This window comes from Arthrobacter sp. 10T44 (genome assembly GCF_056393885.1).
Genome location: NZ_JBFTGT010000003.1, coordinates 269,504 through 286,039, shown reverse-complemented (window position 1 = coordinate 286,039; position 16,536 = coordinate 269,504). Strand labels below are relative to the sequence as shown.

Sequence of the window (16,536 nt, the reverse complement as noted above, 5' to 3'; positions counted from 1 at the left end):
AGGCTTAGCGGGCAGCGGCTTGCCTGGGCGACCAATTAACTCTTGGCATGATGATGGACGGCTCGATGTTGTCTTTGTAGCGTCGCGTGAACTCGAGCATGGCGGCCAATTCTGCCTGCAGCCGGGCCTCCAGGTCCCTGTGACAGGCCCTGATTGCCTCATGCACTTCCACGTGGGGTTCCAGCTTGCCGGTCGCTTCCTGGCGGGGGTTGGTGACATGCTCGATTTTGACCGAGGAATCGATTTCTGCGAGTTTTTGGGCTATTTCACCGACACTCAGACGATGGGTGAAGTTGTGCACCATCAGGTGTTCACCGGCCTCGACGTCGAGGTCGATCAATTTGAGGAAGTTGTCGACCGTGTCGGTCAGGCTGATCAGGCCGGTCTTCTGGGTCCCGTCGCCGTAAACAGTGAGGGGATGACCGACGACGGCCTGGCAGACAAAGCGGTTGATGACAGTGCCAAAGACGGCGTCGTAATTGAATCTGGCGGCCAGTCCGCCGCGCTCAGGTGAATGGTTTTCCGGAATTGTCGCGCCAAAGATGGTGGCTTGCTGGACTGTCATGACCTTCAAGCCCCACATTTTGGAACAAAGGTCATCGATCAGCAGGTCAGTGATCTTCGATTGATGGTAAAAGTCGGTGGCTTGCATCGGAAGGAAGCTTTGCAGGACCTTGTGCTGCCGGCCTTCATGTTCGAAAGCGAAGTCGTGCTTACCGAGCGGGACCGCACCGGTGTCGGTGGCCATGTAGCAGCCTCCGGAGCCAAGCTTGATGTATTTAGTGGCTCTGCTCAGGTGCGCGATAGCCCACAGCACGTTGAGGTGGCCGACGATATTATTCGTAAAGGTGGCTGCCGCATTCTCCGCACTACTCATTGAGAACGGCGCGGAGGGCTGCTGGGCCCCGTTGATGACGACGGCGGGCCGGTACTTCGCAATTACCTTCTCAACAGCCTTCGGGTCCAGGAGTTCGACATTCTCGAATGAAAGATTCTGTTTCCCGAAGATCCGTTCGTATTCGGCGATGCGCGCTTCGGGGCTCCGGAGTGGCACCAGGACCTTGGCCCCAGCCTCTTCTTCCCAGCGGCGCTTGATGAGGTTATCCACCAGAACCACCTGCCGGCCGGTGCGGTTGGCCAAGGCCAGTCCCAGCGTCCAGCCCAAATACCCGTCACCGCCAAGAATCATGAGCATATTGTCGTTCGTCTCAATCATGGCTGACCCCATGAAAATCACGCTTTCCGCTTTTACAAAATGCATGAGTGCTTCCGTAATTCGAGAACGTAGAGCAAACACTGCCCATGAGTCAATGCTTTGTGTCAGCGGAAGGGACGTACCGGTCGCACGGGAGTAGTCCCGCAGGATTCACTCGCCTTGCTGCTCCCGGAGCAAAATCCACCGGATGGAGCAATCCGCCGCTCAATGTCCTCCGAATTGCTGGCATAAGCATCGGAACGGCCGAACCACAGGTCGCTCCCTCACCGCAAGCCCGCACCCAAGGAGCCAGCATGACAACCACGACCCACAACCGGACCGCAGCCCGCACCACCGTCCAGAAGGCGAGCCTCGCCGTCGGCGCCGTCTTCCTGCTGGTCGGCATCCTGGGCTTCGTCCCGGGCATCACCAGCAACTACGAGACGCTGCAATTCGCCGGCCACCACTCCGAGGCCATGCTGCTGGGACTGTTCCAGGTCTCGGTCCTGCACAACATCGTCCACCTGCTCTTCGGCGCCGCCGGCCTGCTGCTGGCCCGTACCGCCACCGGCGCCCGCTCCTTCCTGCTCTACGGCGGTGTCATCTACCTGGTCCTGTTCGTGTACGGCCTGGTAGTTCCCGAAGATTCGGCCGGCGACTTCGTGCCGCTGAACAGCCTGGACAACATCCTGCACCTGGTGCTCGGCGCCGGCATGATCGCGCTGGCAATCATCCTCACCAAGGGCCGCGCCAAGGCACACGCCTAAGCCAGCGCCGCACGGAGCACCGCGCCTCCACGACAACCGCGCCCGCCGGAACCCGGCGGGCGCGGTTGTCGTGTCAGGTCTTGTCACGCAGTTAACTGCCCATTCATGTCTTCCTTGGATTGGGTCAATCCGGCGTGAATAGCGTGGCGGGCATGGACAACATTTCGCGCAGATCCGTTCTTTCCGCCGGCCTCGGAGCGGGGCTCGTCGCCGCCTGGCCGGGGGCCGCCGTCGCCGTTTCCACCGCGGACGACGCCGGTCTCCGCACCGATCCGTTCCGGCTCGGCATCGCCTCCGGCGAGCCGTGGCCGGACGGTTTCGTGATCTGGACCCGGCTGGCGGTGGACCCGGTGGCCGGGGACGGGCTGGGCGGGATGCCCGCACGCAACGTCGCGGTGGCGTGGGAAGTGGCGGAGGACGCAGGCATGCGCACGGTGGTGGCCCGCGGCGTCGAGCACGCCCGGATCGAGACCGCGCACTCGGTGCACGCGGAGCTGAAAGGCCTGCGGCCGGGCCGCGAATACTTCTACCGGTTCCGCACCGGCCGGCACATCAGCCCGGTGGGCCGGACGCTGACCAGCCCGGCACCGCACGAGACGCCCGCGGCGCTGGCCATGGCGTTCGCCAGCTGCGCGCAGTACGAGCACGGTTACTTCACCGCCTACGCACGGCTGGCCCAGGACCACCCGGACCTGGTGCTGCACCTGGGCGACTACCTGTACGAGTACAAAAAGGACAGCTACGTGATCGGCGGCGGCAACCCGCGCGACCACGCAGGTCCGGAGACGGTGAACCTGGCCGGCTACCGACAGCGGCACGCGCAGTACAAGGCCGACGCCGACCTGCAGGCAGCGCACGCGGTGGCGCCGTGGCTGGTGGTGTGGGATGACCACGAGGTGGACAACAACTGGGCGGACGATGTCCCGGAGAACCGCGATGCCGGGCAGCTGAACGACACCACCGGGCACTTCCGGCAACGCCGGGCGGCCGCGTTCCAGGCCTACTACGAAAACATGCCGCTGCGGCGCCCGTCCGTGCCGGCGGGTGCCGATATGAAGATCTACCGGAAGCTGCAGTGGGGCCAGCTGGCCAACTTCCACATGATGGATACCCGGCAGTACCGCGACGACCAGCTCGCCGGCGACGGATGGCGGAAGAACGTTACCGAGCGCCTGGCGGAGGACCGCACCATCACCGGCGCGGAGCAGGAGAAGTGGCTGCTGGAGGGGTTCCGGAACTCCACGCAGCGCTGGGACATTCTGGGCCAGCAGGTGTTCTTCGCCGAGCGGGACCGGAACCAGGCACCGGAGATCGACGACGTCTCCATGGACGGCTGGGACGGCTACGCCGCGTCACGCCGCCGCATCACGCAGGGCTGGGTGGACGCGGACGTGCGGAACGCCGTCGTCCTGACCGGCGACGTGCACCGCAACTGGGCCAACGACGTCAAGGTGGACTACAAGGACCCGGCCTCCCCCGTGGTCGGCTCCGAACTGGTGTGCACCTCGATCACCTCGACCGGCAATGGAACCGGCTCCACCACGGACGCCACGATGGACTGGAACCCGCACCTGAAGTTCTACAACGACAACCGCGGCTACGTGAACACCCGCATCACCAAGGACGCCATGACCGCCGCCTTCCGGACGCTGGACTACGTCACGACGCCGGGCGCACCGGTGAGCACGAAAGCGTCGTTTGAGATCCGGGACGGGGTGCCGGGGCTGCAGTAGCGGGGGCAGAACACCGGCGGCCTGTACCGGGCGCGGCCGCGGGCATATCCTGCAGAAAGACCCGTTCAATGGCCCCCCAGTTCCGGGAGGTACGCATGGAAATGCCCAAAGCGTCCGACGCCGACAAGTCCCGCTTCCGCGCGGTGATGCCGCACCTGCCAGAGGTGGTGGTCAAGCCGATGTTCGGCAACCTCGGGGCGTTCGTGAACGGCAACATGTTGGCCGGCCTGTTCGGTCCCACCATCGGCGTGAAGCTCTCCGAGACGGACAAGGAGACGCTCGAAAGCACCGAGCGGACCGTACCGTTCGGGCCGGCCGAACGCCCCATGGGTGGCTACACCGGCTTGCCGGAGACCTGGAACGGCGACGGCGGCGGCACCGGCGAGGAGCGCGCCAGGGCCTGGGTGGAGAAGGCGTTCGAGTACGTGGCCGGGCTGCCGCCCAAGGCGCCCAAAGCCTCCAAGGCACCGAAAGTGCCGAGGAAGTAGCCATGCCCTCCCCCGGTGCGGGACCCGTCCAGTCGGCCGACACCCTGGTGATCGGCGCGGGACAGTCGGGCCTGGCGACCAGCTGCTGGCTGAGCCGCTTCGGCGTCGACCACTACGTGCTGGAGCAGCGGGCGGAGCTTGGCGGCGGCTGGCAGGACCGCTGGGATTCGTTCTTCCTGAACACCCCGAACTTTTCGTTCCTGCTGCCGGAACTGAGCTACGACGGGCCCGAAACCGGACGCCTTCCTCCCCCGGGACGAGGTCATCGGGCTGTTCCGTGACTACGCCGCGCGGATCAAGGCGCCGGTCCGGCTCGGCACGGAGGTGACCCGGGTCGGCGTCGTCGACGGACGCTTCACGGTGGAGACCAATCAGGGCCGCTGGCTCGCGCGGAACGTGGTCCTCGCGAACGGCGCCTTCCAGCGTCCGCGGATTCCGGCGTCGGCAGGCAATCTCCCCGGGCACATCCGCCAGCTGCACAGCCACGACTTCCGCAACGCGCAGCAGCTTCCCGACGGCGCCGTGCTGGTGGTAGGCACCGGGCAGCCCGGCGGGCAGATCACCGAGGACCTGCTCGATGCCGGCCGAGAGGTCCACCTGTCCGTCTCCACCTGCCCCGAGGCTCCGCGGCGGTACCGCGGCCAGGATGTTTTCCAGTGGATTCTGCAGGTCAACCTCCACGGCCCCGAATTCGGCATCAACGGCCTCCAGGCGGACCATCTGCCGTCACCGGCCGCGCGGTTCATGTGCAACCCGCTGATCTCCGGCAACGGCGGCGGCCATGGCATCCACCTCCGCGACCTCGGCCGCCGGGGCGTCCGCCTGCACGGTCGGTTCGAGGGAACGGACGACGGCAGCCTCGTCTTCAGCGACGATCTCCCCGCACGCCTCGCCTTGGTGGAGGCGGGGTTCCGCGAGCGCCTTGGGCGGATGGCCGACGCCTACATCGCCGCGGCAGGCATCGACGCCCCGCCCGCGGAACCCGCGCCGGCGGACGACTGGCTGCCCGCAGATTCGGGGGCGCGGCTCGACCTGGCTGCCGAGGGCGTCACCTCGGTCATCTGGTGCACCGGCTACGGCCTGGACTTTGGCTTCCTCGACGCGCCCGTGCTGGACGAGTGGAACTACCCGCGGCACCGCCGGGGCGTCACTGAGGTCCCGGGTCTCTATGCCGTGGGCCTGCCCTGGCTCACGAAGCACCTGTCGGCCACGCTATCGGTGGTGGGCGACGACGCGAAGTTCGTGGCGGAGCACATCGCGGGGCGGTGACGGCGCGCGCTACCTCCGGGAGGCCCCCGGTCCGGCGGCGCAAACCTGCGCCCGAAGCTCGGCGTCCCGGAAGGCCTGGTCCCAGTCGTCCTTGTCACCGGCGACGACCCACCGGCGCTGGACCGACCACCGGGACAGATAGGCCGGCGCCGGAGCCGGGGCGGGGCTCGGGATAGCGCGCGGGACGGCTGGAGCGTTGTGGTGGAGCTTCGCTGCCGGGGCGGCCCGCGGGGCGACGCGGTGCCGGGTGCGTACATGTTTGACGATCGCCACGGTCAGGACCAGCGCGAGGACGAACAGCCACGTTGCGGCGATCACGTAGACCACCACGGCCAGGAACAACAGGAACCCAAGAATTCGTGCCATGGCAGCATTGTTCCAACCCAGACCCGGGATGGGAACACCCGACTGTTACCCGGCGCAGAAGCTCTCCGCCGAGCCAGCTTCAGGCGGCGCCATGGGGCCCGGAGCCACCCAACCCGCAGCGTTGCCGGGGCCCGCATAGTCCCGGCAACGCCCGGCGCACCGCACAGGGTCCCGGCCCCTACGGATGCACCAGCACCTTCACCGCTGTGTCCTTGTGGTTGATCAGGGTGTCGAAGCCCTGTTCCACGAGGTCGTCGAGCGCGATCCTTCCGGTGATGAAGGGCTTGAGGTCCACCTTGCCGTCCTGCACCATCCTGATCACGGCGGGGTGGTCCCGGACGTAGGCGATGGTGCCGCGCAGCTCGATCTCCTTGAGCACCAGCTTCTGCATGTCCACGGTGGCGGGCGCGCCCCAGATGGAGACATTGACCACCACTCCCCCGGGCCGGACGGCGTCGAGCATGGTGTCCAGCACCGCGTTCACGCCGGCGCATTCGAAGGCCACGTCCGCGCCGGTGCCGCCGGTGAGTTCCAGCACCCGGGCCGGGACGTTCTCCAGGCTGGGGTCCAGCACGTGGTCCGCCACCCCGCTGGAGAGGGCCTTTTCCTTCCGCGCCTGCGTCAGCTCGCTGATGATCGTCGTCACGCCCATGCCCTTGAGGACGGCCGCGGTCAGCAGCCCGATGGGGCCCGACCCGCCCACCAGGGCCACGTCGCCAGCCTTGGCGCCGCTGCGCGCCACCGCGTGGTGGGCCACGGAGAGCGGCTCGATCAGGGCCGCCTCATCCAGCGGGATGTCGCCGATCGGGTGCACCCACCGTTGATCCACCACGATCTTCTCGCTCAGGCCGCCACCGCCGCCGGAGAGCCCGATGAAGCCCATCTGCCGGCACAGGTGGTAGCTGCCGGCCTGGCACATGTCGCAGTCGCCGTCCACAAAATACGGTTCGACGACGACGTTGTCCCCCACCGCGAGGCCCTCCACCCCGTCGCCGACCTCGGACACAGTCCCGGAAAACTCGTGCCCCAGGGTCACCGGTGACTCCTCGTGCGAGAGCGGGTGCGGGTGCCCCGGCGCCGGGCAGAAGATGGGGCCCTCCAGGTATTCGTGCAGGTCAGTGCCGCAGATCCCGCACCACGCGACGTCGATCTTCACCGCGCCGGCCCGGAGCTCCGGCTCCGGGACGTCCTCGATCCGGATGTCCTTGCGGCCATGGAAACGTGCTGCCTTCATGATGGTCCTTCCAATCAGTGGAACGGATATGGGGTTTCACCGGGCCGGCCGGTGGCCGCCGGTCGGGTCCAGCCGGCGGCCGCCGATTGAGCCCGGTCAGCGGGTGTGGTGACTTGGCTGCAGTTCGTAAACAGGCGTTTCGAGTCCTTCCATCCGGGCCTTCAGCTGCAGGGCCAGGTAGGCGGAGTAGTGCCGGCTCTGGTGCAGGTTGCCGCCGTGGATCCACAGGCTGGGTACATTGGTCGGCTTCCACATGTTGCGCAGCTCACCCTCCCATGGACCAGGGTCCTTTGGCGTATCCGAGCCGTATCCCCAGCATTTTCCTACTTTGTCCGCGATTTCGGGAGAGACCAGGTCCGCCAGCCAGCCGTTCATCGAGCCGTAACCGGTGGCGTAGACAATAAGGTCCGCCTCCAGCTCGGTCCCGTCGTCCATCACGACGGCGTTGCCGGTGATCTTGGCGACCTGGCCGGACTTCAGCTTCACCCGCCCGTCGATGAGCAGCTGGGAAGCGCCGACGTCGATGTAGTAGCCCGAGCCGCGCCGCAGGTACTTCACGAACAGGCCGGACCCGTCCACGCCGAAGTCCAGGTCGAAGCCGGCGGCCTCGAGCTGGGAGTAGAACTCCGCGTCCCGCTCGGCCATCTGCTGGTACACCGGTACCTGCGCGCCGGGCAGCACCCGCATGGGAAGCGAGGCGAACAACAGGTCCGCCTTCTCAGTGGTGATGCCGTTGGCGAGCGCCCGCTCCGAGTAGAGATCACCCAGCGCCAGGTCCATCAGCGACTCGCTGCGGGCAATGTGGGTGGAGGACCGCTGCACCATGGTGACGTCGGCGCCGTGCTCCCAGAGATCCGCGCAGATGTCGTGCGCTGAGTTGTTCGAGCCGATCACCACGGCCTTCTTGCCCGTCCAGTCCCCGCCGCCGGGGTGTTGCGAGGAGTGGCGCTGCTCGCCGAGGAAACTTTCGGCGCCGTCGAAGGCGGGGATGCTCGGGTAGCCGGAGACGCCCAGGGCAAACACCAGCTGCTTGGGCCGCAGCGTCACCGGTTCGCCGTTGCGGACGACGTCGACCGTCCATTCCTGCGCGCCGTCGTCGTACGCCGCTCCCACGCACTCGGTGCCGGACCAGTAGTTCAGCTCCATGATCCGGGTGTAGTGCTCCAGCCAGTCCCCGATCTTGTCTTTGGCGGCGAAGACCGGCCAGTCGTCCGGGAACTTCAGGTACGGCAGGTGGTCGTACCAGACGGGATCGTGCAGGTGCAGGGACTTGTAGCGGTTCCGCCAGGAGTCGCCGGGGTTCTGGTTCTTCTCGATGATGATGGTGGGCACGCCGAGGCGCCGCAGCCGGGCGGCGAGGCCGATGCCGCCCTGCCCGCCGCCGATGATCACGCAGTACGGCTGCTCCTCGTAGCCGAGCCGGGCCTCCTGCTCTTCCTTCAGTTCCAGCCAGGACCGGCGGCCGCGGACGATCTGGTGGGCCACGCCCTGCTCACGGCGCGGGCCTTTCTTCTCCTCGAAGCCCTTCAGCTCCTGCATGGTGGTCAGCAGCGTCCAGCACTTGCCGTTCCGCAGCCGGAGGTGGCCGTAGCCGCGGGCGTCGCCGGTCTCGAACGTGATCCAGGCTTCCACGGCGTCGGCGTCCCCGGTGGCGTCCTCCGCGAGCGCCCAGCCCGCGGGCTGTACGCGTTCCAGTGTCGCTTCCAGCATGCGACGGATGTCCGCCTTACCCTCGAGGGTCTTCAGGTTCCAGGTGAACGCCACGAAGTCGCGCCAGTAGCTGTCATCCTCGAAAAGCTCCAGTGCCGCATCCACGTCGCGCCGTTGCAGCGCGTCATCAAAGCGCGCCAGCCAGGCCTGCGCGGCAGCGGTTGGTGTTCCGGTCATCTCCACTCCTTTGTGATGTTGCCAGGTGAGCCCCGTCCCGCCGGTACCCTGCGATATGCTGGGGCGAGCGTGAGCTGCATCACCATTGGAGCGCGCCGGGGGTAACAGCCGCGTTACACGCCCACCGGTCCGGCACTGCCGCCGACTGCGGGGAGGAGCTGAGTGGACTACGGCCTGAGGTTCTCTGACCCGGCACGGTATGCACGGACCCTGCGCCGCGCACATGAACTCGTCATCTCCGGTGTCCCGCGCCCCGAAATCCCCGCCAGCCTGGCCGATTCATGGCACCGGGCCATGGCCTTGGGCATCAGCCCGGACCAGCACAGCCCGCGCCACCTGCACGAGGTGTCCGAGGTGCTGGAACTCCGGCGGGAGCACCGGCTGCAGCGCGTGATGCCGGCCCTGCATGAGCTGCTGGCCGACGATTCCAGGAGCGGCCGGCACTTGCTGGTGTTGACCGATGCCAGCGGCGAGATCCTGTGGCGGGTGGGCAGCCCGGCCGTCCTGCGGCAGGCTGACCGGCTGGAGTTCCTGGAAGGGGCCGACTGGTCCGAGGCCGGGATCGGCACCAACGCCATCAGCGAGGCCCTGGTCACCGGTAGCCCGGTGCAGCTGTTTTCCGCCGAGCACCTGGTCCGCACGCACCACGAGTGGGCGTGTTCGGCGGCGCCCATCATGGATCCGGCGACCGGGCGGGTGCTGGGGGTGCTGGACGTCTCGGGGCCGCTGGACACGATCAGTGCGGACACCCTGCGGATGGTGCGGTGCGCCGTGCGGGTGGCGGAGTCGCTCCTGGGGACGCCCGACGGCGGGATGGCCGACGGCGGGACTTCCGCGGGTGCGCCGTCGGGCCCGGGCGGGCAGCGCCCCCGCGAGCGCCTTCGCGGCCCGGTTGACCCGCTGCCGAGGGCGGCGGTGGCGTCCCTGGAACTGCTGGGCGACAAGCCCGCGGCGGTGCTGGCCGACGGCAGCCGCGTGAGGTTGACGCCGCGCCGCGCGGAGATCCTGGCGCTGCTGGACTCCCGCGCCCAGGGCTGGGCGGCGGAGGAACTGGCCTATGAACTGCACGGCGACGCCGGGACTCCGCAGGCCATCCGCACCGAGATGTTCCGGCTCCGCTCGCTGCTCGGCGAGGCGGTGCTGTCCAACCCGTACCGGCTGGCGGCGGACGTGGCCGGCCGGTCCGACTCGGGGCGTGTGCTGGGGCAGCTGCGCGAGGGCCGGGTGGCTGAAGCGCTGGAATCCTACCGGGCTCCCCTCCTCAGCCGGTCCGGCGTTTTAGCGGTCCAGCTGCTCCGGGACCAGTTGGACCTGGCCGTGGGATCGGCCGCACGCGCCAGCGCCGACCCCGGGCTCCTGATGCGCTGGCTCTCCACGGACATGGGATCCGCCGACGCCGAGGCGGCGGAGGTACTGGGAGCGCTGCTGGGTCGAGGCGACCCGCGGTACCTGGCGTTCCGCGCCTCCGCCGGTGCCTGACCGGGCCCGGAGACAGGCTGCCGGGGCTGGTGGCGAAGCAGAACCCATTGGCCGAAGGGGCAAGGCGGGGGCCGCGCAACAGGTTATTGACCGCCGTATGGGGCGGGGGTAATTTACGAATAGCCGTGCTGTAACCCGTTGAGACGAGGGCGAACCCCGTCTCGGAATCACGCCAAGGCAAACCGCGCAACGATGCTGGGTTGCCAAGGTGCATTAGGTCTCCGCCGCTGTGGAAGCCTGCGGCATAGGCTTTTGCCCTCCACGACCCAGGGCCCCATCGGCTGCTAAACCCATTACCCGGCACGACCCAGCGGCCGTGCCCAGTTGCCCGGGCATGCCCGGCCCGGGTGAATCGGAGTACACGGTGGACAACAGCTCTTTCCAGGCCCTCCAGGAGAAAGTGCGGGGCCAGGTCATCACGAGCGATCACGCGGACTACGACACCGCGCGTGCCGTCTTCAACGGAATGATCGACAAATGCCCCGCAGCCATTCTGCGCGTGTCGCAAGTCGCGGACGTCATTGCAGGCGTGAACTTCGCGCGGGACACCGGATTGGACCTGGCGCTGCGCGGCGGCGGCCACAGCGCACCCGGGTTCGGGACCTGCGACGGCGGCCTCGTCATCGACTTCACTGGCTGCCGGGGCGTGCGCGTGGATCCTGCCAATGCGACAGCACGGGCCGAAGCCGGAGTGACATGGGCAGACTTCAACCACGCCACGTGCGCCTTCGGCCTTGCCACCACCGGAGGCATCATTGGATCAACGGGCGTTGCTGGACTGACCCTCGGCGGAGGCATCGGCTACCTCGCCCGCAAGTACGGGCTCTCGTGCGACAACCTGAAATCCGCGGACGTAGTGACCGCCGACGGGAAGTTCCTGGTCGCCAGCGACACGCAAAACGAGGACCTCTTCTGGGCGCTGCGCGGCGGGACCGGCAACTTCGGCGTCGTGACTTCCTTCGAGTTCAACCTTCACCCGGTGGATGTTCTCTACGGCGGAGTGATCATCTACCTTCTGGAGCACGCCGACGCGGTGGCACGGCTCTACCGGGATTACATCGCCACCGCACCGGAGGAAATGGGAGTGTTCCTGGGCTTCCACCAGGGGCCGCCTGTCCCCTTCCTGCCTGAGGAATATCACGGAAAGCCCGTGGTGGTACTGGTGGGCGGCTGGGCGGGCCCCCACGACGAAGGGGAGCGTCAATGGCAGCCGTTCCTCGACGTCGCGCCCGCCGCCGGCTCCTTCCTGGGTCCCATTCCGTACACGGTGCTAAATACACTCTTCGACCCCATGTATCCCAAGGGCCTGCAGGCCTACTGGAAGTCCGCGTTCCTGCCCCGCCTGACCGACGACGTCGTCCGTGTCGCTGAGAAGTTCGGCGAGGCCATTCCGAGCGTCCAGACGGCCAACCACTTCTATCCCATCAACGGTGCCGTCCAGCGGGTCGGGCGGGACGAGACCGCGTTCCCCTACCGCGACGCCGACTTTGCAGTGGACATTGCCTGCCACTGGGAGGATCCGGCCGACAATGAAGCCAACAGGAAATGGGTGCGCGACTACTATGCCGAACTCCACCCCCTCGGCTCCGGTGCGGGTTACGTGAACTTCCTCGACGCCGACGACCAGCCACACATCGAGGACACCTACGCGGGGAACTACGCCCGCCTCGCCCAAGTCAAGGCCAAGTACGATCCCGGCAACCTCTTCCACATCAACCAAAACATCAAGCCGGCAGGCTGACACTTCAAACAACCCGGCGAGTGCATGCGGTTGGTGCGCCGGGTGGGTCACCGGTTCCCAGGAGCTGAGCATGTGGGAGCAGCAGGACATTGTTGTCATCGGCGGCGGTCAGGCCGGGCTCGCAATGAGTCGGGTGCTGCACCAGCAAGGCCGCGACCACGTCGTCCTGGAGCGCGGGCGGGTCGGCGAGCGCTGGCGGACCGGTTGTCTCGGGGGCGCCCTCCCTACAGGTAGTCCCCGGCGCGTTCGCGGGCGATTTCCAGCAACGTGGAATGGAAGGCGACCTCTGCCGGGGCGTAGACCTTGTCCTGGCGTTGGGCCAGGAGTACCCGCCGCAGGGGCGCGGCCTCGCCGAGGCTGATCACCCGGACGTCCGGGTGCTGCAGGGCCACGGCCGTCTTCGGCACCATGGCCACGCCCATGCCGACACTCACCATCGCCTGCGCTTCCTGGTAGTCGTTGGCCAGGAAGCCGATGGTCGGTTCGAAGCCGGCTTCATGGGCGGAGCGCTGCAGCACTTCGACGACGGGGTGCGCCTCGGCCCGCACGATCCAGGATTCCTTGCGGAGCTCTTCCATCCGGATCTCGTCGCGGTCGGCTAGCGGATGGCTGCGGGACACCAGCAGGACCGTGCTTTCCTGGAAAACCTCCGTGATCCGGATGGAATCGTCGTGAAAGCGGTTCCAAGGGTAGTCCCACAGCAGGCACAGCCCGGTCACTCCGGACTGCAGGTCGCTCACCAGCTCATCGAACCGCGCGCTGCGGAGGGACAGGCCGATCGCCGGGTACCTCTTCTTGAAGGCCCGGATGACAACCGGCAGGAACGAGCCGGCGAGCGTCGGAAAGGTGCCAACCGTCAGCGAGCCCCGCTTGAGGCCGGCGATCTGGTCCAGGTCCGACTGGGCGGCGCGCATCTGCCCGATGACCTTGCGCGCGTGGCCGGCGAGGATCTGCCCCGCCTCGGTGGGCACCACCCCGCGGGAGCGGCGGTTCAGGAGCGGCTGCCCCACTTCCTGCTCGAGTTTGCGCAGCTGCTGCGAAACGGCGGAGGGCGTGTACATCATCAGCTCAGCCGCAGCAGTAATCGATCCCTGCTCCACCACCTCCACCAGCAGAGCAAGGCGCCGGACATCAAACAATTCCTTATCAGGATCGTTAAGCAACGCTTGGCCCTTCTGTTGAATCCGTTCATTCTATACATCCACGCTCCCTTGCGTGGGGTGGCGGGAGCAATTTCCGACGGCGGCAACCCCCGCCGCGGGATCGTGCAAGCCTCAGTGGCAGTGAATTAAGCATCGCTACACTCCCTTGCAGAAATCCAACCTTGTCTTCATTTGTGATCTGGATCAATCTCGAATCAAGCCCTTGAACACCATGGGGGGCAGATCGAAGCAGAACCGAAGCAAGGAACAGACCATGAAGATCGAAGCGGAGTGGATGCGCGGAGGCACCAGCAAATGCTGGGTCTTCGAAACGGAGCAGCTGGGTGAAACCGGGACCAGCCCGGACGTGCTGCTGCCCCGGCTGTTCGGCAGCCCCGACCACCGGCAGATCGACGGGGTGGGCGGCGCCACCTCCACCACCAGCAAGGCGATGATCCTGCACCGCCCCGCCGACGCCGGCATCGACGTCGAATTCACCTTCGCGCAGGTGGGCATCGAAGAGGCCGCCGTGGACTGGGGCAGCAACTGCGGGAACTGCTCGGCAGTGGTTGGCCTCTACGCCATCGAAAAGGGCTGGGTGGTCCCCACCGGGGACGTCACCCGGATCGTCACCCGCAACACCAACACCGGCCAGATCATCATCCAGCGGGTCTCGACGCCGGCCGGCGCCCTGCCGATCGTCCCGCAGGCCCAGATGCCCGGCGTCCCGTTCCCGGGCTACCGGGTGGGGCTCGGCTTCCTCGACCCGGCCGGCAAGACCACCGGCCGGCTGCTCCCCACCGGCTCCGCCACCGACACCATCACCGCCGGCGGCACCCGCTGGACCGTTTCCATGGTCGACGCCGGAGCCCCCGTCGTCATGCTGCGCGCCGAGGAGCTGGGACTCGACCCGGAGCGCCACGCCAGCTGGACCGCCGGACTGGACCTGCAGCTGGACACCCTGGAACACATCCGACGCCAGGCCGCCGTGCGGATGGGGCTCGCGGCGACGCCCGGCGAGGCGGCCCGCGCTGTCCCCAAGGTCGCCGTCGTGGGCGCCCCCGCCCCGTCCGACGCCGAGTCCGACGTCGCCGTCGTCATGCTCTCGATGGGCAAGCCGCACCCGGCCCTGGCCATCACCGGAAGCATCGCCCTGACCCTCGCGGCCCGCACCCCGGGCACGCTGCTGGCCGACATCACCGGCGGCCCCGCCGGCGCCACCCTGCGGCTGCGCACCCCGGCCGGGGTGATCGAAACCTGGAGCGAGGAACGGGACGGGCAACTGCTCGTCGGCGTCGACCGCACCGCCCGCACCATCGCCACCACCACCATCCACCTTCCCGAGGCCCTCGGCACCGCCGTCGACGCCTCCTTTGCCAGCGCTACTCGATGAGGAGAAAGCATCATGACTAACATCGCAGAAAAGACTGCAGAAGAAACCGTAGAAAAGGCGCCGCACCGGGCCGCACCCGGCGACACCCGCGTCGAGCGCTCCCGGCGCCCGGACCGGCGCCGCCGTATCCTGCTGGTGACGGTAGCCGCGATCGCCGTCCTGGGTCTGGTCGCCCTCCTGTTCGGAGGTGGCCTGTTCAACCCCGCGGCCGCCCCTGACTCGGAGCCGACCATGACCGCCACCCAGATCATCCCGCTCGTCATCCTCGTGGTGATGTTCGTCGTCGCCACCAAATGGCCGCTGAACATCGGCGTCATGGGGCTGGTGGCGTCCTTCGGCGTCGGCTACTTCATGCTCGGCATGAGCGACAAGGAAATCCTGGAGGAGTTCCCGGCCAGCATCGTCCTAACCATCATCGGCGTGACCTACTTCTTCAGCATGGCGCAGCGGAACGGGTCGATCGACATCATCGTCCAGACCTGCGTGCGCCTGGTCCGGGGCAAGACCATGCTGCTGCCCTGGGTGTTCTTCCTCCTGGCCGCGGCGCTGACGGCGCTGGGCACCTTCTCCCCCGCCGCGGTGGCGCTGCTGGCGCCGGCGGCGCTGGGCCTGGCGTACGAGTCGCGCATCCACCCGGTGCTGATGGGCGCCTTCGTGATCAACGGCGCCCACGCCGGTGGCTTCTCGCCGCTGTCCGTCGCCGGTGTGCTGGTGCACGACATCGCCCTGAAGAACGGCTTCCCCATCTCGCAGGGCTCGCTCTTCCTGGCCAGCTTCGCGCTGAACTTCATCCTGTCCGCGCTGACGATCGTGCTGTTCGGCCTGCTGGGCAAGTTGCGCGACAAGCACGCCAATGAATACGCCGGCCTGGAGACGCCCCGCCCCGGCCGCCCGAGCGGACAGCAGCTCTTCACCCTGGTCCTCATCGCCGCGATCCTGGTCTGCACGCTGGTCTTCCACATGCCGATCGGCTTCGTGGCCCTGTCCGCCGGCCTGCTGCTGGCCTTCGTCAACATCAAGGAACACAAGACCTTCATCGGCGGCGTGTCCTGGTCCACGGTGCTGCTGGTGGCCGGCATGATCACCTACGTTTCGCTGCTCCAGCACGTGGGCGTCATCGACACCCTCGCCGAGATGGCCCTGGCGCTGGGCGCGCCGCTGCTGATCGCCCTGGTGCTCTGCTACGTGATCGGGGTCGGGTCGGCGTTCGCGTCCTCGACGGCGCTGCTCACCGCGTTCATCCCGATGGCCGGGCCGCTGCTGGCCACCAGCTCGCTCAGCGCCTCCGGCACCGTGGCAGCCCTGGCCATCGCGGCCACCGTGGTGGACGTCTCCCCGTTCTCCACGGACGGCGCCCTGGTGGTGGCCAACGCCCGCGACAACGACCACCAGCGCGTGTACAAGCAGCTGATGATGTACGCCGGAGGCGTGGTCCTGGTGGCTCCCGCCCTGGCCTGGGTGCTGCTGGTGCCGACGGGGGTTATGTAGGCACGCTCGTACCCGCAAGAGGCAGGCCGGCTTTCGGAGCCAGCCTGCCTTTGCCTTGTCGCGACCTTGCGGAGTTGGTGGCGGGCACACCGCCGGCGACGCCGCGTATTGCGAGCCCCCGCCGCTACGGGTGCACCAGCACCTTCACGGCGGTGTCTTCGTGGTCGATGAGGGTGTCGAAGCCCTGCTCTACCCGGTCCTCCAGCGCGATCCTCCAGGTGACTAACGGTTTGAGGTCCATCTTGCCTTCCTGCACCATCTTGATCACCGCGGGATGGTCCCGGCCATCGGAGATCGTGCCGCGCAGGTCAATCTCCTCCAGCACCAGCTTTTGACAGAGGACGGCCGGAATGA

At 67.5% G+C, this 16,536-nt stretch carries 14 protein-coding genes and 1 pseudogene; 9 read left to right on the top strand and 6 right to left on the bottom strand.

The features are described from left to right. Window positions 1–4: 4 nt before the first annotated feature. On the bottom strand, window positions 5–1,261 hold the full coding sequence (locus AC1DBL_RS07840; RefSeq protein WP_476925849.1) for an NAD-dependent epimerase/dehydratase family protein: 1,257 nt from the start codon (window positions 1,259–1,261) through the stop codon (window positions 5–7). A 248-nt stretch (window positions 1,262–1,509) separates the two neighbouring features. Here AC1DBL_RS07840 and AC1DBL_RS07835 point away from each other — a divergent pair, with 248 nt between their 5' ends. The 5 genes from AC1DBL_RS07835 (at window position 1,510) to AC1DBL_RS07815 (ending at window position 5,452) form a co-directional block, all read left to right on the top strand. Then, the gene (locus tag AC1DBL_RS07835) at window positions 1,510–1,962 is read left to right on the top strand and encodes a DUF4383 domain-containing protein (protein ID WP_476925848.1); all 453 of its coding nucleotides are present in this window, start codon (window positions 1,510–1,512) and stop codon (window positions 1,960–1,962) included. Window positions 1,963–2,114: 152 nt separating this feature from the next. Further along, window positions 2,115–3,695, top strand: coding sequence for an alkaline phosphatase D family protein (locus AC1DBL_RS07830; protein WP_476925847.1), 1,581 nt, complete (start codon window positions 2,115–2,117; stop codon window positions 3,693–3,695). Window positions 3,696–3,790: 95 nt separating this feature from the next. After that, window positions 3,791–4,183 (top strand): TfoX/Sxy family protein, encoded by a 393-nt coding sequence (locus AC1DBL_RS07825; protein ID WP_476925846.1) that lies wholly within the window; start codon window positions 3,791–3,793, stop codon window positions 4,181–4,183. A 2-nt stretch (window positions 4,184–4,185) separates the two neighbouring features. Further along, the gene (locus tag AC1DBL_RS07820; RefSeq protein WP_476925845.1) at window positions 4,186–4,464 is read left to right on the top strand and encodes an NAD(P)-binding protein; all 279 of its coding nucleotides are present in this window, start codon (window positions 4,186–4,188) and stop codon (window positions 4,462–4,464) included. Further along, on the top strand, window positions 4,448–5,452 hold the full coding sequence (locus AC1DBL_RS07815; protein WP_476925857.1) for an NAD(P)-binding domain-containing protein: 1,005 nt from the start codon (window positions 4,448–4,450) through the stop codon (window positions 5,450–5,452). Before AC1DBL_RS07820 ends, AC1DBL_RS07815 begins: the two co-directional genes overlap by 17 nt. A 9-nt stretch (window positions 5,453–5,461) precedes the next feature. Here AC1DBL_RS07815 and AC1DBL_RS07810 read toward each other — a convergent pair whose 3' ends face one another. The 3 genes from AC1DBL_RS07810 to AC1DBL_RS07800 all read right to left on the bottom strand — a co-directional run bounded on the left by AC1DBL_RS07810 (window position 5,462) and on the right by AC1DBL_RS07800 (window position 8,939). Further along, the gene (locus AC1DBL_RS07810; RefSeq protein WP_476909788.1) at window positions 5,462–5,818 is read right to left on the bottom strand and encodes a hypothetical protein; all 357 of its coding nucleotides are present in this window, start codon (window positions 5,816–5,818) and stop codon (window positions 5,462–5,464) included. 178 nt (window positions 5,819–5,996) lie between these two features. Further along, window positions 5,997–7,052, bottom strand: coding sequence for a 2,3-butanediol dehydrogenase (locus AC1DBL_RS07805; protein WP_476925844.1), 1,056 nt, complete (start codon window positions 7,050–7,052; stop codon window positions 5,997–5,999). Window positions 7,053–7,148: 96 nt separating this feature from the next. Further along, window positions 7,149–8,939: an NAD(P)-binding domain-containing protein gene (locus tag AC1DBL_RS07800; protein WP_476925843.1), complete on the bottom strand. Its 1,791-nt coding sequence runs from the start codon at window positions 8,937–8,939 to the stop codon at window positions 7,149–7,151. 162 nt (window positions 8,940–9,101) lie between these two features. On the opposite strand from AC1DBL_RS07800, the gene AC1DBL_RS07795 reads away from it, so the two are divergent. Together AC1DBL_RS07795 and AC1DBL_RS07790 are read left to right on the top strand one after the other, a co-directional pair. After that, window positions 9,102–10,418 (top strand): GAF domain-containing protein, encoded by a 1,317-nt coding sequence (locus tag AC1DBL_RS07795; RefSeq protein WP_476925842.1) that lies wholly within the window; start codon window positions 9,102–9,104, stop codon window positions 10,416–10,418. A gap of 364 nt (window positions 10,419–10,782) precedes the next feature. Beyond that, window positions 10,783–12,159 carry an FAD-binding oxidoreductase gene (locus AC1DBL_RS07790; protein WP_476925841.1) on the top strand — a complete coding sequence of 459 codons (1,377 nt, stop codon included), beginning with the start codon at window positions 10,783–10,785 and terminating at the stop codon, window positions 12,157–12,159. A 224-nt stretch (window positions 12,160–12,383) separates the two neighbouring features. Here AC1DBL_RS07790 and AC1DBL_RS07785 read toward each other — a convergent pair whose 3' ends face one another. Then, window positions 12,384–13,322, bottom strand: coding sequence for a LysR substrate-binding domain-containing protein (locus AC1DBL_RS07785; RefSeq protein WP_476925840.1), 939 nt, complete (start codon window positions 13,320–13,322; stop codon window positions 12,384–12,386). Window positions 13,323–13,575: 253 nt separating this feature from the next. Between AC1DBL_RS07785 and AC1DBL_RS07780 the strand changes: the two genes are divergently transcribed. Continuing rightward, window positions 13,576–14,694 carry a PrpF domain-containing protein gene (locus AC1DBL_RS07780; RefSeq protein ID WP_476925839.1) on the top strand — a complete coding sequence of 373 codons (1,119 nt, stop codon included), beginning with the start codon at window positions 13,576–13,578 and terminating at the stop codon, window positions 14,692–14,694. Window positions 14,695–14,925: 231 nt separating this feature from the next. Next, on the top strand, window positions 14,926–16,182 hold the full coding sequence (locus AC1DBL_RS07775) for an SLC13 family permease (protein ID WP_476925856.1): 1,257 nt from the start codon (window positions 14,926–14,928) through the stop codon (window positions 16,180–16,182). Between the two features lie 124 nt (window positions 16,183–16,306). Here the strand turns inward: AC1DBL_RS07775 and AC1DBL_RS07770 are convergent. Next, window positions 16,307–16,516, bottom strand: a pseudogene (locus AC1DBL_RS07770) (2,3-butanediol dehydrogenase); the annotation flags it as partial. Between the last annotated feature and the right edge of the window lie 20 nt (window positions 16,517–16,536).

Bases quoted from the DNA above. Each gene is read 5' to 3' on its own strand.
- AC1DBL_RS07840 (WP_476925849.1), bottom strand. From the start codon at position 1,261: ATGCATTTTGTAAAAGCGGAAAGCGTGATTTTCATGGGGTCAGCCATG.
- AC1DBL_RS07835 (WP_476925848.1), top strand. From the start codon at position 1,510: ATGACAACCACGACCCACAACCGGACCGCAGCCCGCACCACCGTCCAG.
- AC1DBL_RS07830 (WP_476925847.1), top strand. From the start codon at position 2,115: ATGGACAACATTTCGCGCAGATCCGTTCTTTCCGCCGGCCTCGGAGCG.
- AC1DBL_RS07825 (WP_476925846.1), top strand. From the start codon at position 3,791: ATGGAAATGCCCAAAGCGTCCGACGCCGACAAGTCCCGCTTCCGCGCG.
- AC1DBL_RS07820 (WP_476925845.1), top strand. From the start codon at position 4,186: ATGCCCTCCCCCGGTGCGGGACCCGTCCAGTCGGCCGACACCCTGGTG.
- AC1DBL_RS07810 (WP_476909788.1), bottom strand. From the start codon at position 5,818: ATGGCACGAATTCTTGGGTTCCTGTTGTTCCTGGCCGTGGTGGTCTAC.
- AC1DBL_RS07805 (WP_476925844.1), bottom strand. From the start codon at position 7,052: ATGAAGGCAGCACGTTTCCATGGCCGCAAGGACATCCGGATCGAGGAC.
- AC1DBL_RS07800 (WP_476925843.1), bottom strand. From the start codon at position 8,939: ATGACCGGAACACCAACCGCTGCCGCGCAGGCCTGGCTGGCGCGCTTT.
- AC1DBL_RS07780 (WP_476925839.1), top strand. From the start codon at position 13,576: ATGAAGATCGAAGCGGAGTGGATGCGCGGAGGCACCAGCAAATGCTGG.
- AC1DBL_RS07775 (WP_476925856.1), top strand. From the start codon at position 14,926: ATGACCGCCACCCAGATCATCCCGCTCGTCATCCTCGTGGTGATGTTC.